The following is a 25,160-nucleotide window of genomic DNA, read 5'->3' as shown; positions in this document are numbered from 1 at the left end:
CGCTCAGACGTTGCGCCGGTACTGGCCGCCCACCTCGAAGAACGCCTCGGTGATCTGCCCGAGCGTGCACACCCGGGCCGCGTCCACCAGCACCGCGAACACGTTCTCCCCCGACGCCGCGACCTCCTTCAACCGCCGCAGCGCGGGCTCCGCCTCGGCCGCGTGCGCGGCGGCGAACGCACGGGTCCGCTCGACCTGCGACCGCTTCTCGTCCTCCGTCGCCCGCGCCAGCTCGATGGTCACGTCCTCGCGCTTGCCGTCCTCCGGCAGGAACGTGTTCACCCCTATCAACGGCAACGACCCGTCGTGCTTGCGCTGCTCGTAGAGCATCGACTCGTCCTGGATCCGGCCGCGCTGGTAGCCGGTCTCCATCGCGCCCAGCACACCGCCCCGCTCGGAGAGCCGGTCGAACTCCGCCAGCACCGCCTCCTCCACCAGGTCGGTCAGCTCCTCGACCACGAACGAGCCCTGCAACGGGTTCTCGTTCGCCGACAGGCCCCACTCCTTGTTGATGATCAGCTGGATCGCCATCGCCCGGCGCACCGACGACTCCGTCGGCGTGGTGATCGCCTCGTCGTAGGCGTTGGTGTGCAACGAGTTCGTGTTGTCGTACAGCGCGCACAACGCCTGCAACGTGGTGCGGATGTCGTTGAAGTCCATCTCCTGCGCGTGCAGCGACCGACCGGACGTCTGCACGTGGTACTTGAACTTCTGCGACCGCTCGTTCGCCCCGTACCGCTCCCGCATCGCGATCGCCCAGATCCGCCGCGCCACCCGGCCGATCACGCTGTACTCGGCGTCCATGCCGTTGGAGAAGAAGAACGACAGGTTCGGCGCGAAGTCGTCGATGCTCATGCCCCGCGCCAGGTACGACTCGACGTAGGTGAACCCGTTGGCCAGCGTGAACGCCAGCTGGCTGATGGGGTTCGCCCCGGCCTCGGCGATGTGGTAGCCGGAAATCGACACCGAGTAGAAGTTGCGCACTTTCTGCTGGATGAACCACTCCTGGATGTCGGCCATCATCCGCAGCGAGAACTCGGTGGAGAAGATGCAGGTGTTCTGCCCCTGGTCCTCCTTCAGGATGTCGGCCTGCACGGTGCCGCGCACGGTCGCCAGCGCCCACGCCTTCAGCTCTTCCGCCTCCGCCTCCAACGGCTCGCGCCCGTGCTCCGCCCGGAACTTGTCGACCTGCTGGTCGACCACCGTGTTGAGGAATAACGCCAGGATCGTCGGCGCCGGACCGTTGATCGTCATCGACACCGACGTGGTGGGCGAGGTCAAGTCGAAACCGTCGTAGAGCGCCTTCATGTCGTCCAACGTCGCGATGGACACCCCGGACGTGCCGACCTTGCCGTAGACGTCCGGCGGGGTGTCGGGGTCGCGGCCGTACAGCGTCACCGAGTCGAACGCCGTCGACAGGCGGGTCGCCTCCGAGCCCCTCGACAGGTACTTGAACCGGCGGTTCGTGCGGAACGCGTCGCCCTCGCCCGCGAACATCCGCGCCGGGTCCTCGCCGTCCCGCTTGAACGGGAACACCCCGGCCGTGTACGGGAAGTGGCCCGGCAGGTTCTCCTTGCGCAGGAACCGCAGCAACGTGCCTTCGTCCTCGTAGCGCGGCAACGACACCCGCCGCACCTTGTTGCCCGACAGCGTCTCCCGGGTCAGCTTGGTGTGGATCTCCCGGTCCCGCACCCGCACGACCATCTCGTCACCGCTGTAGGCCTCCACCACCTGCGGCCACGACGCCAGCAGCTCCGCCGACACCGCGTCGACCGCCTTCTCCGCCGACTCCAGCAGCGACGTGATCGCCGCCGTGTCGTGCCCGGCCTCAGCCAGCTCCGCCCGCGCCGCCCGCAGGTGCGCGGCCCGCCGCACCGCGTCCACGTGCGTCTCGGTCGCCCGGTGATAGCCGCGCACGGTCTCGGCGATCTCGGCCAGGTACCGCACCCGCGTCGCGGGCACCACCGTCGCCGCCGACGTCGACACCTTCCCCGTCACCACCGGCAGCGCGCCCTCGGCCACGTCCAGGCCGCGTTGCGCCAGCTCGTCGCGCAGGTGCTGGTACAGGGCCGTCACGCCGTCGTCGTTGAACGTCGCCGCCGACGTGCCGAAGACCGGCATGTCCTCCCACGACGCACCGAACGCCTCCCGGTTGCGCACCAGCTGACGGGCCACGTCACGCCGCGCGTCCTCGGCGCCCCGCCGTTCGAACTTGTTGATCGCCACCGCGTCCGCGAAGTCCAGCATGTCGATCTTCTCCAGCTGCGACGCGGCGCCGAACTCCGGCGTCATCACGTACAGCGAGAGGTCCACGAACGGCACGATCGCCGCGTCGCCCTGGCCGATGCCCGGCGTCTCCACCACGACCAGGTCGAACCCGGCAGCCTTGCAGGCCAGGATCGCGTCACCGAGGCCGTCGGGCACCTCCGAGCCCGCCCGGCGGGTCGCCAGCGAGCGGAAGAACACCCGGTCGCCGTCCAGGCAGTTCATCCGGATCCGGTCGCCGAGCAGCGCGCCGCCGCCCTTCCGCCGGGTCGGGTCCACCGCCAGCACCGCCACGCGCAGCTTGTCCTGCTGGTCCAGCCGGAACCGGCGCACCAGCTCGTCGGTCAGCGACGACTTGCCCGAACCACCCGTTCCGGTGATTCCGAGGACCGGCACCGGGCGTTCGGCCGCGACGTGGACCATCCGGTCGCGCACGTCCGCCGGCAGCACGCCCGCCTCGATCAGCGTGATCGCCCGGGCCAGCACGTCCTCGCCGCCGGCGAACAGGCCGTCCCACGACGACGGCGGGCGCTCGGCCAGCGGGTGGTCGCACGCCTCCACCATCGTGTTGATCATGCGGGCGAGGCCCAGCTCCTGCCCGTCGGCCGGCGAGAAGATCCGCGCCACGCCACGCGAGTGCAGCAGCTCGATCTCCTCCGGCACGATCACGCCGCCACCGCCGCCGAAGACCTTGATGTGCCCCGCGCCGCGCTCGGCCAGCAGCTCGACCAGGTAGCTGAAGTACTCGACGTGCCCGCCCTGGTAGGCGCTGATCGCGATGCCCTGCACGTCTTCCTGCACGGCCGCGGCGACGACCTCGCGCACCGACCGGTTGTGGCCGAGGTGCACGACCTCGGCGCCCTGGGACTGCAGGATCCGACGCATGATGTTGATCGCGGCGTCGTGCCCGTCGAACAGGCTGGCCGCGGTCACGAAGCGGACCGGGTGCAGCGGGGTGTGCAGCGGGGCAGCGGTCACGACTGGCTCCTTCGGCAGCGCGGAACTGCCCACCAGATTACTAGGACATCCGTCTATCGGAAGTACTAGCGTGTTGTGCGACGGGTCACCCGCGGCGCCCGTGAACCGGGATGAGGCGCCCGTGAACCGGGATGAATCGGGCCTATCCGGCCGACGTCGATCGTTTTCGCAACCCTGGCCGTACCTCTCACCGAACGCGCGTGTAACTTCCGTCCAAACGGGGTAGAGGATCTTCCATGAGCAGCACACCTATCTACGACGAGCTGGCCGCCATCCTGCTCGCCGACCACCCGGGCACCGCCGACGCGGCCGTCGCCGGGAAGCAGCAGACCGAGACCGCCGACGAGCCTTCGAAGCAGGCCCGCACCGGTGGCCGACGACGCAAGCCCGAACCGGACGCCTGATCTTTTTTAGTCAGCACTGAAGCTATAGAGCCCATTGGGGTCGAACGGGTGTTCGACCCTCGGGTTATGCTGACCTCATGCAGGTGTCGCTGTTCGACGACGGCGCCGAGGCGCCCGCGCTGCGCCCGCTGACCGGTGTGCGGCGGACGTGGCTGGGCGACGGCGCGTGGGTCGACGTGCTCCCCGGCTGGCTGACCGGCGCGGACGCGGTGTTCCGACGCCTGGCCGCCGACGTGCCGTGGCGGGCCGAGCGCAGGCAGATGTACGAGCGCGTGGTGGACGTGCCGCGGCTGCTCTGCTTCTACGGCGAGGACGCGCCGCTCCCCGACCCCGTGCTGACGCTCGCGCGGGACGAGTTGAGCGCCTGGTACGCCGACGAGTTGGGCGAGCCGTTCCGGACCGCGGGCCTGTGCTACTACCGGGACGGCCGCGACTCCGTGGCGTGGCACGGTGACACGATCGGGCGAGGCTCGACCGAGGACACGATGGTGGCGATCGTGTCCGTCGGGACGCCGCGGGCGTTGGCGTTGCGACCGCGTGGCGGCGGGGCGACCGTCCGGTACGCGCTGGGGCACGGCGACCTCATCGTGATGGGCGGGTCGTGCCAGCGGACGTGGGAGCACGCCGTGCCGAAGGCGGCGAAGGCCGTGGGTCCGCGGATCAGCGTCCAGTTCCGGCCGCGCGGCGTGCGCTGATCCACGCTGACCCCACCTGGAATTTTGCTGCTTGTCCCGCCTGACCGGCGTCACTACTCTCCTTCTGGGAGCGCTCCCAGAACGTTGCGAACATCCTCAAAGGAGAGCGGTATGCGGCAACGGAGATCCATCTTCGGCGCTCTGCTCGCGGCTGCGGTAGCCGTCAGCGGAGTCGTCGCGATGGCGACGGCGGGACAGGTCACGGCGGCCCCGGCCGGTGGTTACCTGCACACCGCGGGCAACAAGATCGTGGACAGCACCGGCGCGACGGTCCGGCTGACCGGCATCAACTGGTTCGGCATGGAGACCGACAACAAGACCTTCCACGGGCTGTGGTCCAACCGCACGTGGAAGCAGCAGCTCGACCAGATGGCCTCGCTCGGCTACAACACCCTGCGCGTGCCGTTCTCCAACGACGCGCTCAAGCCGGGCGCGACGGCGTCGGGCGTCAACGACTTCACCAACCCCGACCTGGTCGGGCTGTCGCCGTTGCAGATCCTGGACAAGGTCATCGAGTACGCGGGCCAGAAGGGGATGCGCATCATCCTCGACCGGCACCGCCCGACCAGCGCCGGGCAGTCCGCGCTCTGGTACACGGCGACCGTGCCGGAGTCGACGTGGATCAACGACTGGAAGATGCTCGCCCAGCGGTACGCGGGCAACACCACGGTGATCGGCGCGGACCTGCACAACGAGCCGCACGCCGAGGGGACCAACCCCAACGCCACCGGCGCGTGCTGGGGCTGCGGCGTGGTGGAGCGCGACTGGCGACTGGCGGCCGAGCGGGCCGGCAACGCGATCCTGTCCGTGCAGCCGAACTGGCTGATCTTCGTCGAGGGCGTGAGCTGCCCGAGCGGCGGCCTGTCCGACACGTGGGACAACGACCCGTCCAACGACGAGGACTGCGGCTGGTGGGGCGGCAACCTGTCCAAGGCGGGCGAGTTCCCGGTGCGCCTGGACGTGCCGAACCGGCTGGTCTACTCGCCGCACGAGTACGCGACCTCGGTGTTCGAGCAGAAGTGGTTCACCGCGCCGGACTTCCCGGCGAACATGCCCGCCATCTGGGACAAGTACTGGGGCTACCTGCACAAGAGCGGGACCGCGCCGTTGATGATGGGCGAGTTCGGTTCCACGCTGGCCAACCCGAAGGACAAGGTGTGGCTGGAGAACCTGATGGCGTACACCGGGAAGGGTGTCGACGGCATCTCGTTCACGTACTGGTCGTGGAACCCGAACAGCGGTGACACGGGCGGGATCGTGGGCGACGACTGGACCACGGTGAACCAGGCCAAGCAGTCGATCCTGCAGCCGTACCTGATCCCGCCGACGGGTGGCGGGACCACGACCACGACCACCACGACCACCACTTCCGGCGGCAACGGCTCGGGGGCGTGCAAGGTCGTGTGGCGGCAGGACAACGCGTGGCAGGGCGGCTTCCAGGGTTCGCTGACCGTGACGAACAGCGCGACCAGCCCGGTCAACCCGTGGAAGGTGGTGTTCACCCTGCCGGCCGGCGTGACCATCGGCAGCGGGTGGAACGGGACGTTCAGCCAGAGCGGGACGACGGTGACCGTAAGCGCGCCGACGTACGCGCCGTCGCTGGGCGCGGGCGCCTCGGTGTCGCTCGGGTTCACCGCGAACGGCGCGGCGAGCGTGCCTGCCGGCGTGACGCTGGGCGGGGCTTCGTGCACGGCGTGACCGTCGCGTAGCGCGCTCCCCCGGCCGGCCGATGCAGGGCCGCGATGCTCCTGATCGGGCCGGGTCGACAGGTGACGGTGACGGGCCGCAGGTATCGCACCTGCGGCCCGGTCGTGCCCCGTCCCGTCGCGGTGGGTCGTGGTTCGGGTAGGTGGGGCGGTTGGTCGGGGGCCTCTTTGTTTCAACCGACGTTTCAGGTCGTTGATAACGGTGTCTTTTTTGGAAGTCGGCGGCAGGATCACTCGATCGTGGAGCCGGTGATCGGCAAAGGTGCAGGTCAGGGCGTGATGACAGGTCGGGCTAGGGGTGGGTGAGGCTGCCCATCAGCAGGTCGACGAAGTGGTCCATGTCGGCCAGCAGGCACGGCAGTTGGGCGTGTTTGCCCGTGCAGCCCTCCGCCCAGCCGTTGCCGTCGCCGTAGTCGACGAACGTGTGCGGGATACCGGCCGCGACCAGGTGATCCCGCGTGACGACGTTGGTCGCCCGAGCCCGGTTCTCGATCACGGCCTGCACCGGGTTCACGGTGAGGTCCCCGCCGTTCCCCGTGTACATCGCGACGCCCATCCCCCGCAGCGAACCCACGTGCTGCGCCGGGCTCTCCCGGTTCCACCCGCCGTCCAGCGGCCAGATCGGCACACCGAAGACGGACTCCACCGGAACGGTCGGTGTGCCGCTGCCCGGCAGCTGCGTGGACGCGAGGACCGCCGCCCGCTGCTCCTGGCTGAGCAGGTCGAGCCCGCCGGAGAAGGCGCCGACGTACCCGAACAGCTCGGGTCGGTGCTCGGCGTAGTGGAACGCGCCGAACCCTCCCATCGAGTGACCGGAGATCGCCCGACCGTCCCGGCGCGGGATGGTGCGCAGGTTTCCGTCCACGAACGGGATCACCTGGTCCAGGTGGAAGGTCTCCCAGTTCTGCGGACCGAGCGACGCCGGCGGGTACAGCCAGTTCGTGTACCAGCCTCGGCCGGAGCCGTTGGGCGCCACCGTGATCAGCGGGACGCCGACCGTGGTCTCCTCGAACATCCGCTGGTTCGCGACGGTGTTCGGGCGGTCCGGGTGGCCGTGCAGGTGGTACTGCACCGGGTAGCGGGTGGCGGCGGCCTGGTCGTACCCCTCCGGCAGCGTCACCATGATCGTGTGCTCACCGGAGACCTGCCCCTCCATCACCGAGTACGCCGGCACCTGGGCCGTGCGCACGGTGAACACGAACGTCCGCTCGTGCTCGTCCACCCACGCCGGCCGGCTCACCACGGTCAGCCCGTGCCCGTCGGTGAACACCGGCGGCCCGCTCGTCGCCGACGCGGTCGCACCGGCGCCGGGCAGGCCGAGCACGGCCGCGACGGCGAGCGCGGTCAGTCGCCGGATCACGCCGCCACCTCGCACAACGCCGCGTCCAGCACCTCGACCGAGACCAGCCGGGAGCTGACCACGTTCCCGTTGGTGACCAGCGACGCGAACCGGCCGTCGTCGGTGGTCAGGGTGATGGAGTAGTGGCCGTTGGGCAACGCGCCGTTGTGGCCCCACGCCTCACCGCCGCACGTGAGGTTCACCTTGGACAGCGCGAGCCCGTACGAGTGGTCCGGCGCGACGGTCCGGCGCATCTCGGCGAGGGCCGCCGGGGAGACGACCCGGCCGTCGAGGAGCGCGCCGTAGAACGCGGCCATGTCCTCCAACGTGGACGCCATCGCGCCGGCGGTGCTCCAGAACGTCAGCTCGGTGTTCGTGGTGCCCTCGGTCCAGAAGAAGAACGGGCCGAGCCTGCCGCCCACGTAACCGGGCAGGTACGGGTCGGCCAGCGCCCGCGTGCCCGGTGCGGGGAACGACGTGTGCGCCAGCCCGAGCGGCGTGATGACCCGTTCGGTGATCGCGTCGCGGACCGTGCGGCCGGTGACCCGTTCGATGAGCAGGCCGAGCACGAGGAAGCCGACGTTGGAGTACCCGAGGCCCGCACCGGGCGCGAACTGGGCGGGTTCGTCCATCGCGGACCGGACCAGTTCGGTCAGCGCGTAGCTGCCGTCGGGGTTGGGTGCGGCGTCCCGGATGTCCCGGACCATGCCGCTGGTGTGCTGGAGGAGCTGGCGGACCGTGATGACGGCGCCGTCGTAGTTCCCGGTGAACACGCCGGGCAGGTACTGGCCGATCGGCGCGTCCAGCACGACGCGGCCCTCGTCCACGAGTTGGAGCACCACCGCAGCCGTGAACGTCTTGGTCTGGCTGCCGATGCGGAAGTGCTCGGTCGACGTGATGGGGCGGTTCTGGCCGATCTTGGCGGTGCCGCTGCTCAGCGTCCACGCGGCGGTGTCGTCACCGGCGTGGACGGCCGCGCCCGGTCCGGCCTGCGCCTGGTAGCGGTCGAGGACGGCCTGGGTCGCGGCGTGGTCGTCCTGCGCGGCGAGCGCGGCCGCCGGCGTGGTGAGCGCGGCGGTGACGGCGAGGACGACAGCGCCGCCGACGCCCGTGACCAGGCGTCGGGTCTTGCCGATCATGCGAATTCCTCCGTGGTTGACGTCGTCAGGGTTGGTTCGTCGTGGTCGGGTGGGGCGGTCCTGCCGGTCGAGCCCGGCGGTGGCGGTCGCACCTACCTCGCGCAGGCTCGCGTTCGCCGCACATGCGTCGGGTGCCGCGCGTTCGAGGCGTTCCCGGTAGTCCGCCGGCCAGTGCGCTGGATCCACGGTCCTCCCCTTCCCTCTGCTGGGTGTTCCTGCCGGTCGGCCCGGTCACCAGGTGCGGGCGACCGACGCGGCCTCGCCGAGCCGGCGGACGAGTTCGCTGTGCCGCAACGGGTTGACGCTCACCCAGCCGGCGTCGCCGCGGTCGACCCGGAGCCGGCCGCGCGCGCTGTCCAGCCACGACACCTCGTGCGGCCGGGTGATGGCGTTGCCGGTCCGGCGGACGACGCCGAGCTGGCCCCGGCCCGCCACCACGGGGAACAGGTTGACCAACCGGTCGACCGCTGACTCGTCACCGCCGCCGGCACGGACCAGGTCGCGCACGTGCCGCCGGGCGGCGTGGTCGCCCTCGGGGTCGCCGAACACCCGCAACGCGCCCTCGACCACGCCGGGCGGCAACGTGATCGGCAGGGTCGACGCCGCCCGCACCTCGGGGATCAGGCCGGCGAGCGCGTCGGCCAGCCGGGTGGCGGGCACCGCCGTCACGCGGACCGCGTTCCCCCGCTCGCCGTGCAGCGACTGGCGGCACACCACCGCCCGGTCCCGGTAGACCATGGCCACCGCGCCGGTGGCCTCCTCCGTGCCGATCACCACGAGGTCGACCGCGCCCCGGTGCTCGCGCAACGCGGTGACCAGCTCGGCCGCGACGCCGATCGGTTCGGATTCGGTGGCGAGGCCGCGGGCGCGCAGGGCGTGCGCGGCGTCGGCGAGCAGCTCGTCGCGCTCGTGGGCGAACCGGCCGACGGACGGCACCCTGAGCGGGAACGGGAAGGCGGCGCCGGCGTAGGTGGCGAGCAGGTCCAGTTCGGCGGGCTCGAAAACGGCGTCGTGCTCGATCGCGGCGGTCAGTTCGCCACCGTGCCCGGTCGCGGTCACTTGGTAGGCCCGTCTGACAGCTCGCCCGCGGCGCGCACGGCGGATGCGGCGGCGGCGTCCACCTCGGTGTAGGCGGTTCTGGCGTCGGACAGCAGCCGGCGGAACGCCACCACCTCGCGTTGCGCGGCACTCACCTCGCCGGCCAGGCCGGACTCCCCCGCCGCCGCGCGCAGCCGTGACGCCAGCTCCACCGCGGGTGGCGCGGTGCCGAGCATCGGTTGCCGTTCGGCGAGCCGGCTCACGGCCGTCACCAGGTCGCCGGTCAGGTCGCCCAACCTGGTCAGCGCGGCGATCCGGTCCTCGATCAGGTCGAGTTCGACCTGGTAGCCCTGACCCGCGTTCACGGCTGTGCTCCCGTCGTCTCGCCGATGACCGCCGGGCCGGCCGGCGCGTCCACCTTGAACAGCCCGTGGTTGACGGACGGCATCCGGTTCTCGTGCGGCTCGTCGTCAGTGCCGTTCGCACGGCTGCCGATCGGCGCGGCCATCGCCGCTGGGGTCGTGCCCCGCGCGGCGTCGCCGGCGAGCGGTCCGACCGGCAGGCCGAACGCGCCGGGCCCGCCCGCCACCACACCCACCCGACCGCCGGGGCCTAATTGCACGCCCTGACCGGTGGACGGCGCGGAACCGCCGACCGCCGAACCCACGCCCGCACCCACCGCTCTGCCCGCGCCACCACCGCAGAGCAGACGGGTCCACGGCACGCCGCCGTCACGCGGGCCCGTCGTCAGGCCGCCCGGCACCCCTCCGGCCGACGGCCCGGTCGCGCCGGTGTGGGACGCCGACGGGATCGCGCCCCGTGCCCCGTCGATGAGCTTGCTGCCGCCCACGAGGCTCGACTCGTAGGCCTGCATGGCGCGCACCGCGTCGGCCTTCTGCTGGTCCAAGGAGGACGCGCCGAAGTAGAAGCTGAACCCGGCGCCACCCACCGCGCCGAACGCGGCACCCATGCCGGAGGCCGTGGTGTTCCCGGTCGGGGAGTACATCGCGGCGAAGTTCGGCACGGACGAGGTGAAGGACGGGATGGACGGGATGGGCGGTGCGGTCGGCATGGTCGGCGGCGTGAACTCCGGGAACGCCATGGCGAACGACGACCGCGAGGTGGTCCCGTGACCGGCCGACTGACCACCAGCCGACAGGTCACCGGCCGACGGGTCGGCGGGCGCGGCGGGCGGTGGCGGCATCATGGCTCTCGCCCTGGCCAGCGCGTCGGCCGCCTCCTGCGCCGCGACCTGCCCCGCGTGCGCCAGTTCGCTGATCTTCTCCACCCGGGCGGTCAGCGCGGTCAGCCGGTCGGCCGCTTCCTCCGCCGCCGTGCCGTGCCAGCCGTCGAGCAGCGCCACCCGCTGCTCCCTCAGCACTTGGGCGTGCGCGTCCAGCGCGGCGCGGTGCTGCGCCCACTCGGTGGCGATCACGCTGACGTCCGCGACGTCCGCGTCCTGCCACAGCATCCGGTACAGCTCTTCGTGGCTGTACGCCTCCCAGTTCACCGCGCCCGTCGTCGGCGCCGGTTCCTCCTCGGACATCCGCCATCCCCCTCCCCCGGCCGGCCTCCCCGACGCCGTCCATGCTCACGACAACGGGGAGGCCACCGACAGGTCGTGGGGCGGCCATCTATGGCCGGTGGCCCTGACCTGCGTAGAAAGGCCGTCAAGAGGTCACGGGAGAGCGCGGTACGCCTCGGTCAGGTGATCTTGGAGGCGGGCGTGGCGGAACTGGTAGACCGCGCCCGCCCGGCGCAGCACACCCCGCCGATAGGCGTCATCGAGGAACGCGTGCACGGCCCAGGGCAATCGGCCGGTCAGCGGCAGCCAGAACCGGGCGAACACGACCCACTGGCCCCACGCGGTCATGCTGATCGCGTAGCCGAACCCGCCGCCGAAGCCGCCGACGAGGCCGAGCACCAGTCCCGCGAAAGCGGGCCAGGCGATCACGACCTCGAACGGCCCACCGCCCGGCAGCGACATCAACGTGCGCGCGATGAGCCAGGTCGTGGCCGAGAAGAACACCGCGAACAGCGGCCCGAACAGCGCCAGCTGGCCGAGCACGGTCCTCCGGTTCGCGCCGAGCAGGCCGGCGGGGCTCGCGGCCGAACGGATGTCCTGCGGCGACTCGCCCGCGGCGATCAGCCCGAAGGCGAGCGCCGCGCCGGACGCGAACACCACGGTGAACACGCCGGCGTCGACGAGCAGCATCGCCGGCGTGACCCTGCCGGTCCCGAACAGCCACTTCACCAGGAACATCAGCACCCCGTAGGAGCAGCCGACCAGCGCGCCGAACAGCAGGCCCATCCGGGCCCGGATCCGCACGCGCCGCCACTTCGCCCCCGGACCCACTCGCAGCCGCAGCCGGAACCGGATCGGTTCGAGCGGTTGGACGCGCGCCAGGTGCCCGTGCACGAACCCGAACGGCACGCCGGCGAGCAGCGCGACCACGGCGCCGAGGCCCACCAGTTCCCCGGACACGGCCCCGATCAGGGAACCCTCGAGCACCACGTCACCCAGCCACACCCCGGCGAACACGAAGAGCGCGACCACCAGCGCCCTGGAGCGCCGGTGCAGCGAGGTGCCGAGCTGCCACCAGGCCAGGTCGTGCGTGCCGAGCCTGCTCAGGTGGTCGGCGAGGTGGCCGAGCCACCGCCGGACGTGCTCGGCGTCGTAGGCCCGGCCGCCGCGTCGTTCCTGGTAGACGGCCGGCACGAAACCGCCGAGCAGGTGCCGTTCGATCGCGTCGCGGTCGGCGAACCGGTCCGCGTCGACCAGTTCCGCCGGGTCGTGGCCGGGGGTGTCGCTGTAGATCCGGCGCGCCAGCGCCACCATCAGCGGCGTGGTCAGCACGGCCGCGAGGGCGCCGTCCGGGTGTTCCCGCACGTGGTCCAGCACGGGTTGCCAGACGTTGCCGGCGTGCTCGGTCGTGCCGGTGGTGCGCGGCAGGTAGTCGGCGACGTCGGCCGCGGACAGGTCGACCAGCTCCACCGCGCCGGCGGCCCGGAGCACGCCGGTGGCCCGCACCGCCGCCCGGTACTCGTCCACCCGGCTGGTCAGCAGCAGCGGCAGGGTGGTGGCGTTCAACGCGGCCAGCGCCGCCCGGTGCAAGCCGCCCGCCACCTCGTCGAACCCGTCGAGCACGGGCAGCACGCGGTGGGCGTCGACCAGGGCGCCGGCCAGCGTCGACCCGCCGGGACCGGGAGCGGCGAGGCCGGGGTGGTCGCGCACCAGCTGTTCGGCGAGCCAGTCCCGCAGGTCGGTGCGGACCGGGTTCCACGAGCCGAGGCCGAAGATCACCGGCACCGGGTCGGCCGGCGCGCGGGTGGCCAGCAGGTCGAGCACGAACCGGGTGGTGAGGATCGTCTTGCCCGCGCCGGCGCGCCCGAGCACGATCAGCCGGGACGACGGGATCCGCCGGTAGACCTCCACGACCTGGTCGAGCCGCCCGGAGAGGTCGAGCGGCTGGGACGTCTGGCCCGGCTTCGCCTGCCGGATGTTGGCCCAGCTGTCCCGCAGCTCGTCGGGCGCCGGTCGCCAGCGGACCGGCAGCGGCACGGGGTCGTGCACCTGCTGCTGCTCCTCCTCGCGGCGCCACCGGGCGTGCACCGCGTACGCGAGCGCGTCCGCCGCCTCGACCAGCGGATCGGCGCCGAGGACGGGCGCGGGCGGTGGGCGCGTCCCACCGACCCGCACGGGCACGTCCTCGTCCGGGGCGGCGGGCTCGGGGTGGCCGGCGGCGGTGAGCAGCTCGGCGCGCTCGGCGGCGTCCAGGCCCAGCGCGTCGGCCAGCAACCGCACGGTGCGCACCTGGGGGTTGCCGCGTTGTCCGGTCTCCAGGCCGCGGACGGTGCGGACACCGAGCCCGGCGCGCTCGGCCAGGCTCTCCTGGCTCAACCCGGCCCGCTGCCGCCATCGCCGCAGCAGGGCGCCGAACCGGCTCGTCACACCCAACCCCCACCGTCACGCACGCCGAGTGCACACCCCGTCATCAACCGGACATCGTCGGTCCACGCCTCGGCGGACCGAATCCTAGACACCGGCCGCACCCGCGGCGGCACCGGATCGTCACTCCGCGCCACTGATCGACACGACCGGCCCACTAAGTTACCCGGTGGTACCGTCACGCCGGGGAGCTTGATCGTCGACGCGCGGATCTCCTGTCGCCGCACGGCGTCCGCGGGGTTCGGCGGATCGACGGCGGGCTGACGCGCACGGGACGACGGGGGTCGGGATGAAGGCGTTCCAAGTGGTGCTGGTGCTGCTCGGGCTGTTCGTCGCGGGCACCGGGTTGCTGGAGGTCGTGCTGGGCCCGTCCGTGCTGCTGCCGGGCAGCCCGCGGCCGGAGCCGACGCTGGACAGCAACTACCGGTTCTTCGCCGCGATGTGGCTGGCCATCGGGGTGGCGCTGCTGTCGGTGGTGCCGCGCGTCCGGGAAGCCACCACGGTGCTGCGTTTCGTCAGCGCGGCCGTGTTCGTCGGCGGGCTGGCGCGGATCGCGTCGTGGCTGGCGGTCGGTCAGCCGCACGCGTTGATGCTGGTCCTGTTGGCGATCGAGCTCATCGTGCCGCCGGTCCTGGTGCTGTGGCAGCGCCGCTTGGCCGCCTGATCACCACGTCGGGGTCGACCTGCCGCTCGCAGCAGTCGCAGATCATTCGCGTGTGGACGGCGCCGCCGCAGCCTTCGTGCTCGGCGACGGCGGGCGGACCGGTCGGCGTGGGCAGGTGGCGGTCGCCCCACGCCATGAGCGACAGGACCACCGGCGTCAGCTCACGTCCCCGGTCCGTGAGCCGGTACTCGTGGCGCGGCGGCCGGTCCTGGTACCGCACGCGTTCCAGCACGCCGTGCTCGACCAGGCCGTTGAGGCGGTCGCTGAGCACGTTGCGCGCGATGGGCATGCGGTGCAGGAACCCGTCGAACCGGGTGACGCCCGACAGCGCGTCCCGGACGATCAACAGCGTCCAGCGCTCGCCGACGACCTCGAGCGTGCGTGCGACGGAGCAGACCTGGTCGTCGTATGTGCGTCGGAGCATCCGCGCATGATAACCGCGGTTTTCGTCAGGAAAACCGGTCGTGGGCGAGGAAATCGGCGCCGAGCGTGCCGCGGCGCGTTCGGCGCCGCGGCACGCCTCGCGCTCAGGCGCCGTCCGCCGGGCGCGGTGGTTCGACGTCCGGCACGCGGTCCGGTTCGTCCGGTCGGTCCGGCACGGCGGGCTGCGGCGAGGACCGCTGGTCGATGACTTCGCCCAGGTACCGCAGCACGACCGCCATCGCGGCCACGACCGGCACGGCGAGGAACGCGCCCGCGATGCCGTAGAGGGTGCTGCCCGCCGTCACGGCGAGCAGGACGACGGCCGCGTGCAGGCGCAGGCTCCGCGACTGGAGCACCGGCTGGAGCACGTTGCCCTCCACCTGCTGCACCACCACGACGATCACCAGCATGATCAGCGCGGTCGTCGGGCCGTTGCTGACCAACGCGACCAGGACGGCCAGGGCGCCCGCGATGAACGCGCCGACGATCGGCACGAAACCACCGAGGAACGTCAACGCCGCCAACGGCACGGCCAGCGGCACGCCGAGCACCACCAGGCCGAGGCCGATCAACACCGCGTCCACCAGGCTCACGATCGCCTGGGTGCGGATGAAGTCGCCCAACGTCGTCCAGACCCGCTCCAGCACGATCGTCACGTGTCGGCCGGCGCGCTCGCCGATCACGCCGCGCACCCACGGCGTGAACCGCGGCCCGTCCTTGACGAACAGGAACGCCAGCAGCAGCGCGACGATGCCGGTGACCACGCCGGAGGTCACCGTGCCGACACCGGTGAGCAGGCTGTCCGCGATGGACCCGACGCTGGACCGCAACTGGTCGATGCCCTGCTGCAGCAGCTGGTCGAGCTGGCCCTCGCCGATGTTCAGCGGCGGGCCCGCCGCCCAGTCGAGGGCCTGTTGCAGGGCGCGGGTCGCGCTGTCGGCGATCTCGGGCACGCCGGACGCGATCGACGTCGAGATGAGCGCCAGCACGCCGCCGAGCACGATCAGCCCGGCGAGCAGCACGATCGTCGCGGCCAGCGCGCCGGGCACGCCGCGCGAGCGCAGCCACCGGGCGGGCGGCCACAGCACGGTCGTGATCAGCAGGCCCAGCAGGACCGGCATCACGACGACCCAGAGCCTGCCGATCAGCGTCCACAGCAGCCAGAAGCCGATCGCGACCAGCGCCAGGCGGGTGCTCCACCGCGCCAGCCAGGTCACCCCGTGCCCGATCGCCTGACCGCGATCGGTCCAGCGGCGGTCTTCAGCGCTCACGTCTTCCCATCCCCTCCACCGCGTCGCGCCCTGCGGCGCCTGTGCGGCAGCCTGCCAGAGCCGGCCGCGCCGATCGTGCCGCCCCACCCCGTGTCAAGGCCCGCACCAGGACAAAACCTGTCCGGTCGACGACCTTGACCCGTCGCCGCACGGGCGCTGACGATGGCGGTTCAACATCATCCGGCGCGACCGGCAACGGGAGTTGACAACGATGTCATCACTTCGCCGCGTCCTGGCGGTGCGGCTCGTGGCCCTGTTCGCCGTCTCACGGCACGGCCGCACGGTGCTGGCGCCGTCGCCGATCGGCTTGCGCACCACCGGAGCCGACCTGACCAGGGACCTGCGGGCGGTCGACCGCGCGGACCGGGTCGTGACCGAGCGGTACGCGATGACCACCGGCAAGCGGCTCCAGCGGCAGAGCCGGATGACCGAGAGCACGCTGACGTTCGCCGGCGCGGGCGGAGGGTGAGTACGGCTACCCGTCGCTGTTCCGGGTCGGCGAGGACTACGCGCTGCTCACCGAGTCCGATGTGGACGGCCAGTATTCGGGGAGCAGGCTGCGGCACGCCGCCGGGTCGACCGACTACGGGGTCGTGCTCGCGGACGAGCAGGTCGCGGACGTGTCGCGCACGCCGTGGCGCACCGCGATCGTCGGCTCGTTGGCGACCGTCGGCGAGTCGACCCTGGTGGACGACCTCGCGTCCCCCGCCAAGGTCGCCGACACGTCCTGGGGGCGGCCGGGCAAGGTCGCGTGGTCGTGGCTGAGCGAGCACGCCGGCCCCGGCGACTTCGAGCGGCAGAAGCGGTACGTGGACTTCGCCGCCCGCAACGGCTGGGAGTACGTGCTCGTGGACGAGGGGTGGCGCGACACGTGGGTGCCGGAGCTGGTCCGGTACGCCCGCGCGCGGGGTGTCGAGGTGCTGCTGTGGTTCCACTGGTCGGCGCTGGACACGCAGGCCGAGCGCGACACCGTGCTGCCCAGCGTGCGCCAGTGGGGTGTGCGCGGCGTGAAGCTGGACTTCATGGAGTCCGACTCGCGGGCCCGCTACCAGTGGTACGACGCGGTGCTGGCGAAGACCGCCGAGCTGCGGCTGATGGTGAACGCCCACGGCTCGACCATCCCGCACGGCCTGGCCCGGACGTGCTGACGATGGAGGCCGTGCGCGGCGCGGAGAACTTCCCGCCGGCGGCGAACAACCCGGTGCAGTTCTTCACCCGGAACGTGGTCGGGTCGATGGACTACACGCCGGTGTCGTTGGAGGTCGGGACCAAGGAGGCGTCGGTCGCGCACGAGGTGGCGCTGCCGGTGCTGTACGAGTCGGGGTGGACGCACTTCGCCGACAGGCCGGAGGCGTACGAGCGGTTCCCGGAGGCGTTGCGGTACCTGAACCAGGTGCCGACGGCGTGGGACGAGACCCGCGTGCTGGGCGGCGACCCGTCCGATCACGCGGTGGTGGCGCGGCGTTCCGGCGACCGGTGGTTCGTCGGCGCGGTGGCGGCCGGTGACCCGCGGACGTTGCGGGCGCCGCTGGGCTTCCTGGGCGGCGGGCAGTGGCTGGTCGAGGTGGTGCGCGACGGCGTGGGGCGCGGTGACGTGCGGCGGGACGCCCGGATCGTGCGGTCGTCGGCGGCGCTGGAGGTCGCGGTGCGGCGCGACGGCGGGTTCGCGGCGGTGATCTGCCCGTACCTGCCGGGGATGCTGACGTGCGAACGACCGGTGGTGCCGGTGCCCGCGACCACGCTCGCGGGCACCCCGTCGGGTGTCGTGGACGCGGCGAAGGGTTGGACGGTGACCGGTGCGCCGGTCGGGCGACGCGCCCTGCGGCCGGGCGAGACGTTGACCGGCCGGTGGACCGTGCGGGTGGGTGACGGCAGCCCCGTCGGCCCGGTGGACGTGCCGGTGTTCGCGGAGTTCCGGGCGCCGGGCCACGCTCGGGTGCACGTGGAGTAGGCGGTGCGCGCCTTCGTGCCGCCGCCCGCGCCCACCGGTGAGCCGTACGTCAGCGACCTGCCGTTCATGAGCGAGAGCAACGGCTGGGGGCCGGTCGAGCGGGACCGGTCCAACGGCTTGAACGCGGGCGGTGACGGCAACCCGTTGACCATCGGCGGTGTCGTGTATGAGAAGGGCGTCGGCGTGCACGCGCCGTCCGAGCTGTCCGTCTACCTGGGCGGCGCGTGCCGGGCGTTCACCGCGACGGTCGGCTTGGACGACGAGACGACGTCGCCGGGCTCGGTGGCGTTCCGGGTCTTCGGCGACGACCGGCTGCTGTACGACAGCGGCGTGCTGCGGGACGGCGACCAGGCCGTTCCGATCACCGTCGACATCGCCGGCGTGCGGCTGCTGAGCCTCCGCGTGACGGACGGCGGCGACGACCGCAACTTCGACCACGCCGACTGGGCCGACGCCCGCCTGGTCTGCGCGTGAGGAGCAGTGTGGCCAAGCCGGTACGGCACCCCTCCCCCTGCGCGACAAGACGGGGGCGGGGTGGGGACGTAGGCTCGGGAAGGTGAGTGAGACTTCGGCGGGCGGTGGGCAGGCCGAGCACCGGCGTGGTGGGACGTACTCCGTCAAGGGGAAGGAGTACACCCGCGACACGCGGTACATCGCGACGCGGGTCACCGCGGACGGGCGGGACGGGTTTCCGGTGGTGGCCGGGCGGTACCGGTTGGTGGCGGCGCGGGCTTGTCCCTGGGCGAACCGGTCGATCATCGTGCGGCGGTTGTTGGGGTTGGAGGACGCGCTCTCGCTGGGGTTGCCCGGGCCCACGCACGACGAGCGGTCGTGGACGTTCGACCTCGATCCCGGTGGGCGGGATCCCGTGTTGGGGATCGAGCGGTTGCAGGAGGCGTACTTCAAGCGCGACCCCGACTACCCGCGCGGGATCACGGTGCCGGCCATCGTCGACACGACGACCGGCGCCGTGGTGACCAACGACTTCGCGCAGATCACGCTCGACCTGTCCACCGAGTGGCGGGAGCACCACCGCGACGGCGCGCCGGACCTGCTGCCCGACGAGCACCGCGACGAGATCGACGCCGTCAACCAGCGCGTCTTCACCGAGGTCAACAACGGCGTCTACCGGTGCGGGTTCGCGGGCACGCAGGAGGCGTACGACGACGCCTACACCCGCCTGTGGACCGCCCTGGACTGGCTGGAGGAACGCCTGCGCGACCGGCGCTACCTCGTCGGCGACACGATCACCGAAGCCGACGTCCGCCTGTTCACCACGCTCGCCCGCTTCGACGCCGTCTACCACGGCCACTTCAAGTGCAACCGGAACAAGCTGGCCGAGATGCCGGCGCTGTGGGCCTACGCCCGCGACCTGTTCCAGACGCCCGGCTTCGGCGACACCGTCGACTTCGCCCAGATCAAGCGGCACTACTACGTCGTGCACAAGGACATCAACCCGAGCGGCATCGTGCCCGCCGGGCCGGACCTGTCCGGCTGGGTCACGCCGCACGGCCGCGAAGCGCTCGGCGGGCGGCCCTTCGGCGACGGCACGCCGCCGGGCCCCGTCCGCGACGGCGAACGGGTCGACCCGGCGCACACCCCGCTGCGCTAGCCGTCACCGCGCCCGCGGCGGGCAGGTGCTCTCCCGCACGACGAGTTCCGTGGCGAGGTCTATGCGCTCGTTCGGCGGCCGTTCGCCGCGCGCCAAGCTGAACACCATGTGCGCGGCCGTGGTGGCCATCTCGCGCAACGGCTGCCGCACGGTGGTCAGCGGGGGCCCTATCCACTCGGTGACCGAGAGGTCGTCGTAGCCGACGATCGACAGGTCGTCCGGCACGGTCAGGCCGAGTTCCCGTGCCGCCCGCATCACGCCCAGCGCCTGGAAGTCGGAGCCGGCGAAGATCGCGGTCGGCGGGTCGGGCCTGCTGAGCAGTTCCAGGCCGTGCCCGTAGCCGCCCTGGACGTAGAAGTCGCCGTAACGCACGAAGTCCGGGTCCACGACGACGTCCGCGTCCTCCAGCGCGCTGCGGTAGCCGTCGACCCGGGCCCGGCTGCACAGCATGGTCGTCGGCCCGGAGATGACCGCGATCCGGCGGTGGCCGAGCCCGAGCAGGTGCCGGGTCGCGGCCAGGCCACCGGCCCAGTTCGCCGAGCCCACCGTCGGCACGCCGGGCGGCGGCTCGCCCGCGGTGTCCACGAAGACGAACGGGATGTTGCGGGTGGCGAGCTGACGGCGCTGCTCGTCGTCCAAGCCCGCCAGCACCAGGATCACGCCGAGCGGCCGGCGGGCCAGCAGGTCGTCGAACCACTCGCGGCGCGGCCGGTGCTCGCCGCCCAGCTCGGACAGCACCACGGCGGCGCGCTCGTTCGCCGCGGCCAGTTCCACGCCGCGGATGATCTCGGTCGACCACGCCGAGTGCATCTCGTGGAACACGAGGTCGATCAGCGCCGGCCGGGACGACTGGCGGGCCCGCCGTCGTCGGTACCGGTGCTGCTCGATGATGCTCTCCACGCGGGCGCGCGTGTCCGGCGCGACGTCCGGCCGTCCGTTGAGCACCTTCGAAACGGTCGGGATGGACACCCCCGCCTCGGCCGCGATCGACGAGATCGACGCCGCGCCCTTCACGGCTTTCTCCGGCACGGCGCCGGCGGCCTCCCGCTCGGTCGACGAACTCATGCTGCCCCCTGTCCGCATCACGGTCCGCGCACCGCACACCGGATCTAAAGTTTCGACGGCCGAGCGTAAAGGTTCGACCTTCCGATCACCAGCATGACAGCTATCGGCGTAGATCTTTGACGTAATCGGTCCAGTAAGAGAGCCCTTTTTCGGTGGCTGTTCATACCTGTGAACTGCGAAGACACAGGAAGGACACGGACTGTTGACGTCTTGAGGAGATCCTCCTACGGTCTCCCCACCAGATCGGCGTGTCGGAAAGTACTTCGATAGTTTCGGTCTTCATGAGGACGTGAGCGGGGGTACCTGGTCGATGATGAACAGGACGACGGAGGTCGCGACGACGCCGGCAGGCGACGCCGTCCCGACTGCCGCCGACCGGCCGAGCGCGACGTGGCGGGACACCTCCCGGCCCGTCGCCGAACGGGTCGACGCGCTCGTCGACGCCATGACCCTCGACGAGAAGCTGGCCCAGCTCGTCGGTGTCTGGGTCGGCGCGGACCCCTCCGGCGCCGGTGTCGCACCGCACCAGCACGACATGACCAGCGAGCCGGTGGTCTGGACGGACGTCATCGCGTCCGGCCTCGGTCAGCTCACCCGCCCGTTCGGCACCCGGCCGGTCGCGCCGGTGGCGGGCGCCCGGTCGCTCGCCGCGTCGCAGCGGCAGGTCGCCGACGCCAACCGGTTCGGCATCCCGGCGCTGGTGCACGAGGAGTGCCTCACCGGTTTCGCCGCGTGGCAGGCGACCGCCTACCCGGCGCCGCTCTCCTGGGGCGCGTCGTTCGACCCCGACCTGGTGGCCGAGATGTCCGGCCTGATCGGCGCCTCGATGCGCGCGGCGGGCGTGCACCAGGGGTTGGCGCCGGTCCTGGACGTCACCCGCGACTACCGCTGGGGCCGCACCGAGGAGACCATCGGCGAAGACCCGTACCTCGTCGGCACGGTGGCCACGGCGTACGTGCGCGGCCTGGAGCGGTCCGGGGTCGTCGCCACCCTCAAGCACTTCGCCGGCTACTCCGCCTCCCGCGCCGGGCGCAACCTCGCGCCGGTGGCCATCGGCCCGCGCGAGTTCGCCGACGTGATCCTGCCGCCGTTCGAGATGGCGGTGCGCGACGGCGGCGTGCGGTCGGTCATGCAGTCCTACACCGAGATCGACGGCGTGCCGTCCGCGGCCGACGCCGGGCTGCTCACCACGCTGCTGCGCGACACCTGGGGCTTCGACGGCACGGTGGTCGCCGACTACTTCGCGATCAAGTTCCTGCAGACCCTGCACGGCGTGGCCGAGGACGAGGCGCACGCCGCCGGCCTGGCCCTCGCCGCGGGCGTGGACGTCGAGCTGCCGACCGTGCGCTGCTACGGCGCGCCGCTGCGCGACGCGATCGAGCGCGGCGACGTGGACGAGGACCTGGTCGACCGGGCGTTGCGCCGGGTGCTGCGCCAGAAGGTCGAGCTCGGCCTGCTCGACCCGGACTGGTCGCCCCTGCCCGAGAACGTGGACGAGCTGCGGTTCGACTCCCCCGAGGCGCAGGACGTCGCGCTCCGCCTCGCCCGGGAGTCCGTCGTGCTGCTGGCCAACGACGGCGTCCTGCCGCTGCGGCCGGACGTGCGGCTCGCCGTGGTGGGCCCGCTCGCCGACGACCCGATGGCGATGCTGGGCTGCTACTCGTTCCCCGCGCACATCGGCGTGCACCACCCGGATTCCGGGCTCGGCCTGGAGATCCCGACCGTGCTCTCCGCGCTGCGCGACGCGGTGGGCGGCGAGGTCACCCACGCGAAGGGCTGCGAGGTCTCCGCCGAACCCGACGCCGACGACGTCGAGGCCGCGGTGGCGGCGGCACGGGACGCGGACGTGTGCGTCGTCGCCGTCGGCGACCTGGCGGGCCTGTTCGGCCGCGGCACGTCGGGCGAGGGGTGCGACGCGACCGACCTGAGGCTGCCCGGCGCGCAGGCCGACCTGGTCCGCGCCGTCCTCGCCACCGGCACGCCGGTCGTGCTGCTGCTGATCACCGGACGGCCGTACGCCATCGGCGACCTGGCCGACGGCGCGGCGGCGGTCGTGCAGGCCTTCTTCCCCGGGCAGCTCGGCGGCCGGGCCCTCGCGGACGTGCTGACCGGCGTGGTCGCGCCGTCCGGCCGGCTGCCCGTCGGCATCCCGAACGACCCGTCCGGCCAGCCCGGCACCTACCTCTCCGCGCCGCTCGGCCGCCGCACCGAGGTGTCCAACGTCGACCCGACGCACGCCTTCCCGTTCGGCCACGGCCTCGGCTACGACACGTTCACCTGGTCGTCCGTCCGCGTGGTCTCCGGTGACGAGCCGTGGACCACCGACGGCGAGGTCGCCGTCGAACTCGACGTGCGCAACCCCGGCGCACGCCACGGCGCGGACGTGGTGCAGCTGTACCTGCACGACCCCGTCGCGCAGGTGACCCGCCCGGTCGTGCGGCTCATCGGCTACGCGCGGGTGGAGTTGGCCGGTGGCGCCTCGGCACGCGTCACGTTCCGCGTGCCGGCCGACGTCACGTCGTTCACCGGCCTGGACGGCAAGCGCGTGGTCGAACCGGGCGCGGTGCAGCTGCGCGTGTCCCGGTCGAGCGCCGACGTGCACGAAGCGGTGGACCTGAGGCTCGTCGGCCCGCTGCGCCAAGTCGACCACACGCGGCGTTGGCTCACCGCCGTGTCGGTCACCCACGAGGAGGTGGAGCGAGCATGACCACCCAGATCAGCGAACCGGCGGCCGACGCGGCGCCGGACCGGCCGGACAAACCACCGAGGACACCGAAGACGCCGCGGTACAAGACCACGTGGCGCAAGGCGTGGAAGCGCGACTGGCAGCTCTACACGCTCGTCATCGTCCCGCTGCTGTTCTTCCTGGTCTTCCGCTACGCGCCGATGCTCGGCAACGTGATCGCGTTCCGGAAGTTCGTGCCGGGCGGCAGCATCTACGGCGAGACGTGGGTCGGCCTGCGCTACGTCAAGATGTTCATCAACGACCCGAACTTCTGGGAGGTGTTCGGCAACACGATGGCGCTCGGCGCGCTGTCGCTGATCTTCACCTTCCCGTTGCCGATCGTGCTCGCGCTGCTGCTCAACGAGGTGCGCTCGCGCTACTTCAAGCGGTTCGTGCAGACGGTGTCCTACCTGCCGCACTTCCTGTCGATCGTGATCGTGGCCGGCATGGTCATGCAGCTGGTGTCGCTGGAGGGCTCGGTCAACCAGATCGTGCGGGCGCTCGGCGGCGACGCGGTCTCGTTCATCCAGGACCCGAGCTGGTTCCGCACGATCTACGTCTCGTCCGAGGTCTGGCAGACCGTCGGCTGGGGCACGATCCTCTACCTGGCCGCGCTGACCACGATCGACTCGCAGCTCTACGAGGCGGCCCGGATCGACGGCGCGAACCGCTGGCAGCAGACGTGGCACGTGACGCTGCCCGGCATCCGCCCGACGATGATCACGCTGCTGATCCTCAACATCGGCACGTTCATGGCGGTCGGGTTCGAGAAGGTCCTGCTGCTGTACAACCCGCTGACCTATCCCACCGCGGACGTCGTGTCGACCTACCTCTACCGGGTCGGCCTGGTGTCCAACAACTTCAGCTACGCCGCCGCGATCGGCCTGTTCGAGTCGATCATCGGCCTGACGCTGATCCTGTCCGCCAACGCGATCTCGCGCCGCACAGTGGGGACGAGCCTGTGGTGACCACCGACACGACACTCCTCGCGGACCGGCTCGACAAGCCCAGCAGGCCCCGGCACACCTCGCTGGACGACTCCCGCGGCTACCGGATCTTCCGGGTCGTCAACGCCGTGCTGCTGCTCGGCGTGGTCGTGGTGACGCTGTACCCGTTCGTCAACATCGTCGCGCAGTCGTTCAGCAGCGAGGTCTACATCCGCACCGGCCAGGTCAACCTGGTGCCGCGCGGGTTCAACCTCGACACCTACAAGCTGGTCGCGTCCGACCCGGCGTTCTGGAACAGCTACCTCAACACCGTGATCTACACCGTGACGGCCACCGCGATCTCGATCGTGCTCACCACGGTCTACGCGTACGTGCTGTCGAAGCACCGGCTCAAGGGCCGCGGCCTGCTCGTCGGCATCGCGGTGTTCACCATGTTCTTCAACGGCGGCCTGATCCCGAACTACGTGCTCGTCAACGGTCTCGGGATGACCAACACGATCTGGGCGATCGTGCTGCCGAACGCGATCAGCGTCTTCAACCTGCTGGTGATGAAGGCGTTCTTCGAGAGCCTGCCCGCCGAACTGGAGGAGGCCGCCGCGATCGACGGCCTCAACACGTACGGCATCCTCCTGCGGATCGTGCTGCCGCTGTCGAAGGCGGTGCTCGCCACCATGATCCTGTTCTACGCGGTGGCGAACTGGAACTCGTGGTTCCAGGCGTTCCTCTACCTCGACCGGTCGGACCTGTTCCCGGTCACCGTGTACCTGCGGAACATGATCGCCGGCGCCACCTCGGCGACGTCGGTCGGCGCCGTCGAGACCAACGCGGTGGCGATCTCCGCGAACATCAAGGCCGTGACGATGGTGCTGACCGTGCTGCCCATCGTCGCCGTTTACCCGTTCATCCAGCGCTATTTCGTGTCGGGCGTGATGCTCGGCGCGGTCAAGCAGTAGCGCATCCGCTCCAGTTGACGACGGCGTCAATCACCT

21 protein-coding genes and 1 pseudogene are annotated in these 25,160 nt (G+C 71.6%); 12 read left to right on the top strand and 10 right to left on the bottom strand.

What is annotated here, in order from left to right:
- Nucleotides 1–3 precede the first annotated feature (3 nt).
- The gene (gene icmF / locus ADK67_RS42370) at nt 4–3,243 is read right to left on the bottom strand and encodes a fused isobutyryl-CoA mutase/GTPase IcmF (RefSeq protein ID WP_053722240.1); all 3,240 of its coding nucleotides are present in this window, start codon (nt 3,241–3,243) and stop codon (nt 4–6) included.
- Nucleotides 3,244–3,479: 236 nt separating this feature from the next.
- On the opposite strand from icmF, the gene ADK67_RS51850 reads away from it, so the two are divergent.
- From ADK67_RS51850 to ADK67_RS42360, 3 genes are all read left to right on the top strand, one after another.
- Nucleotides 3,480–3,647, top strand: coding sequence for a hypothetical protein (locus ADK67_RS51850; RefSeq protein WP_157621546.1), 168 nt, complete (start codon nt 3,480–3,482; stop codon nt 3,645–3,647).
- 77 nt (nt 3,648–3,724) lie between these two features.
- The gene (locus tag ADK67_RS42365; RefSeq protein ID WP_053722239.1) at nt 3,725–4,342 is read left to right on the top strand and encodes an alpha-ketoglutarate-dependent dioxygenase AlkB; all 618 of its coding nucleotides are present in this window, start codon (nt 3,725–3,727) and stop codon (nt 4,340–4,342) included.
- A gap of 111 nt (nt 4,343–4,453) precedes the next feature.
- Nucleotides 4,454–6,040 carry a cellulase family glycosylhydrolase gene (locus tag ADK67_RS42360; RefSeq protein WP_053722238.1) on the top strand — a complete coding sequence of 529 codons (1,587 nt, stop codon included), beginning with the start codon at nt 4,454–4,456 and terminating at the stop codon, nt 6,038–6,040.
- A 300-nt stretch (nt 6,041–6,340) separates the two neighbouring features.
- Here ADK67_RS42360 and ADK67_RS42355 read toward each other — a convergent pair whose 3' ends face one another.
- The 6 genes from ADK67_RS42355 to ADK67_RS42330 form a co-directional block, all read right to left on the bottom strand.
- Complete coding sequence (locus tag ADK67_RS42355) at nt 6,341–7,408, bottom strand: alpha/beta hydrolase (RefSeq protein ID WP_053722303.1); 1,068 nt, start codon at nt 7,406–7,408, stop codon at nt 6,341–6,343.
- Nucleotides 7,405–8,526: a serine hydrolase domain-containing protein gene (locus ADK67_RS42350; protein ID WP_053722237.1), complete on the bottom strand. Its 1,122-nt coding sequence runs from the start codon at nt 8,524–8,526 to the stop codon at nt 7,405–7,407. The genes ADK67_RS42355 and ADK67_RS42350 overlap by 4 nt, the downstream gene beginning before the upstream one ends.
- Nucleotides 8,527–8,757: 231 nt before the next feature.
- A complete protein-coding gene (locus ADK67_RS42345) occupies nt 8,758–9,585 on the bottom strand; it encodes an ESX secretion-associated protein EspG (protein WP_331459409.1) in 828 nt (275 codons plus the stop codon).
- Nucleotides 9,582–9,929, bottom strand: coding sequence for a hypothetical protein (locus ADK67_RS42340; RefSeq protein ID WP_053722236.1), 348 nt, complete (start codon nt 9,927–9,929; stop codon nt 9,582–9,584). Before ADK67_RS42340 ends, ADK67_RS42345 begins: the two co-directional genes overlap by 4 nt.
- Entirely contained in the window at nt 9,926–11,110 is a 1,185-nt protein-coding gene (locus ADK67_RS42335) for a hypothetical protein (RefSeq protein WP_053722235.1), read from the bottom strand. Before ADK67_RS42335 ends, ADK67_RS42340 begins: the two co-directional genes overlap by 4 nt.
- 132 nt (nt 11,111–11,242) lie before the next feature.
- Complete coding sequence (locus tag ADK67_RS42330) at nt 11,243–13,516, bottom strand: helix-turn-helix domain-containing protein (RefSeq protein WP_053722301.1); 2,274 nt, start codon at nt 13,514–13,516, stop codon at nt 11,243–11,245.
- Between the two features lie 286 nt (nt 13,517–13,802).
- Between ADK67_RS42330 and ADK67_RS42325 the strand changes: the two genes are divergently transcribed.
- A complete protein-coding gene (locus ADK67_RS42325) occupies nt 13,803–14,177 on the top strand; it encodes a DUF4345 domain-containing protein (protein ID WP_053722234.1) in 375 nt (124 codons plus the stop codon).
- On the opposite strand, the gene ADK67_RS42320 is transcribed toward ADK67_RS42325, so the two are convergent.
- A complete protein-coding gene (locus ADK67_RS42320; RefSeq protein ID WP_053722233.1) occupies nt 14,128–14,601 on the bottom strand; it encodes a winged helix-turn-helix transcriptional regulator in 474 nt (157 codons plus the stop codon). The two genes, ADK67_RS42325 and ADK67_RS42320, sit on opposite strands and share 50 nt — an antisense overlap.
- A gap of 103 nt (nt 14,602–14,704) precedes the next feature.
- Nucleotides 14,705–15,871, bottom strand: a complete 1,167-nt coding sequence (locus tag ADK67_RS42315; protein ID WP_053722232.1) for an AI-2E family transporter — start codon at nt 15,869–15,871, stop codon at nt 14,705–14,707.
- A 211-nt stretch (nt 15,872–16,082) separates the two neighbouring features.
- Here ADK67_RS42315 and ADK67_RS53140 point away from each other — a divergent pair, with 211 nt between their 5' ends.
- The 5 genes and pseudogenes from ADK67_RS53140 (at nt 16,083) to ADK67_RS42290 (ending at nt 19,434) form a co-directional block, all read left to right on the top strand.
- A complete protein-coding gene (locus tag ADK67_RS53140; RefSeq protein WP_197289887.1) occupies nt 16,083–16,340 on the top strand; it encodes a glycoside hydrolase family 97 N-terminal domain-containing protein in 258 nt (85 codons plus the stop codon).
- 16 nt (nt 16,341–16,356) lie between these two features.
- Nucleotides 16,357–17,210 (top strand): annotated as a pseudogene (locus ADK67_RS53135) (glycoside hydrolase family 97 catalytic domain-containing protein); the annotation flags it as partial.
- 54 nt (nt 17,211–17,264) lie between these two features.
- A complete protein-coding gene (locus ADK67_RS53130) occupies nt 17,265–17,822 on the top strand; it encodes a glycoside hydrolase family 97 C-terminal domain-containing protein (protein WP_231648641.1) in 558 nt (185 codons plus the stop codon).
- Between the two features lie 3 nt (nt 17,823–17,825).
- The gene (locus ADK67_RS42295) at nt 17,826–18,296 is read left to right on the top strand and encodes an NPCBM/NEW2 domain-containing protein (RefSeq protein ID WP_053722228.1); all 471 of its coding nucleotides are present in this window, start codon (nt 17,826–17,828) and stop codon (nt 18,294–18,296) included.
- A 178-nt stretch (nt 18,297–18,474) separates the two neighbouring features.
- The gene (locus ADK67_RS42290) at nt 18,475–19,434 is read left to right on the top strand and encodes a glutathione S-transferase family protein (protein ID WP_231648640.1); all 960 of its coding nucleotides are present in this window, start codon (nt 18,475–18,477) and stop codon (nt 19,432–19,434) included.
- Nucleotides 19,435–19,437: 3 nt separating this feature from the next.
- Here the strand turns inward: ADK67_RS42290 and ADK67_RS42285 are convergent, their stop codons facing one another.
- A complete protein-coding gene (locus ADK67_RS42285; protein ID WP_053722226.1) occupies nt 19,438–20,499 on the bottom strand; it encodes a LacI family DNA-binding transcriptional regulator in 1,062 nt (353 codons plus the stop codon).
- A gap of 313 nt (nt 20,500–20,812) precedes the next feature.
- Here ADK67_RS42285 and ADK67_RS42280 point away from each other — a divergent pair, with 313 nt between their 5' ends.
- From ADK67_RS42280 to ADK67_RS42270, 3 genes are read left to right on the top strand one after another with little or no spacing between them, the layout of a single operon-like run.
- A complete protein-coding gene (locus tag ADK67_RS42280) occupies nt 20,813–23,206 on the top strand; it encodes a glycoside hydrolase family 3 N-terminal domain-containing protein (RefSeq protein WP_053722300.1) in 2,394 nt (797 codons plus the stop codon).
- A complete protein-coding gene (locus ADK67_RS42275; RefSeq protein WP_053722225.1) occupies nt 23,203–24,192 on the top strand; it encodes an ABC transporter permease in 990 nt (329 codons plus the stop codon). Before ADK67_RS42280 ends, ADK67_RS42275 begins: the two co-directional genes overlap by 4 nt.
- Nucleotides 24,189–25,124: a carbohydrate ABC transporter permease gene (locus ADK67_RS42270; protein WP_231648631.1), complete on the top strand. Its 936-nt coding sequence runs from the start codon at nt 24,189–24,191 to the stop codon at nt 25,122–25,124. Before ADK67_RS42275 ends, ADK67_RS42270 begins: the two co-directional genes overlap by 4 nt.
- Nucleotides 25,125–25,160 lie beyond the last annotated feature (36 nt).

Origin of the sequence: Saccharothrix sp. NRRL B-16348, from assembly GCF_001280085.1 — a bacterium.
GTDB lineage: Bacteria > Actinomycetota > Actinomycetes > Mycobacteriales > Pseudonocardiaceae > Actinosynnema.
This window is presented reverse-complemented; position numbering and strand designations above follow the sequence as displayed.

Bases quoted from the DNA above. Each gene is read 5' to 3' on its own strand.
- ADK67_RS51850 (WP_157621546.1), top strand. From the start codon at position 3,480: ATGAGCAGCACACCTATCTACGACGAGCTGGCCGCCATCCTGCTCGCC.
- ADK67_RS42365 (WP_053722239.1), top strand. From the start codon at position 3,725: ATGCAGGTGTCGCTGTTCGACGACGGCGCCGAGGCGCCCGCGCTGCGC.
- ADK67_RS42360 (WP_053722238.1), top strand. From the start codon at position 4,454: ATGCGGCAACGGAGATCCATCTTCGGCGCTCTGCTCGCGGCTGCGGTA.
- ADK67_RS42350 (WP_053722237.1), bottom strand. From the start codon at position 8,526: ATGATCGGCAAGACCCGACGCCTGGTCACGGGCGTCGGCGGCGCTGTC.
- ADK67_RS42335 (WP_053722235.1), bottom strand. From the start codon at position 11,110: ATGTCCGAGGAGGAACCGGCGCCGACGACGGGCGCGGTGAACTGGGAG.
- ADK67_RS42325 (WP_053722234.1), top strand. From the start codon at position 13,803: ATGAAGGCGTTCCAAGTGGTGCTGGTGCTGCTCGGGCTGTTCGTCGCG.
- ADK67_RS42320 (WP_053722233.1), bottom strand. From the start codon at position 14,601: ATGCTCCGACGCACATACGACGACCAGGTCTGCTCCGTCGCACGCACG.
- ADK67_RS53140 (WP_197289887.1), top strand. From the start codon at position 16,083: ATGTCATCACTTCGCCGCGTCCTGGCGGTGCGGCTCGTGGCCCTGTTC.
- ADK67_RS42285 (WP_053722226.1), bottom strand. From the start codon at position 20,499: ATGAGTTCGTCGACCGAGCGGGAGGCCGCCGGCGCCGTGCCGGAGAAA.
- ADK67_RS42280 (WP_053722300.1), top strand. From the start codon at position 20,813: ATGAACAGGACGACGGAGGTCGCGACGACGCCGGCAGGCGACGCCGTC.
- ADK67_RS42275 (WP_053722225.1), top strand. From the start codon at position 23,203: ATGACCACCCAGATCAGCGAACCGGCGGCCGACGCGGCGCCGGACCGG.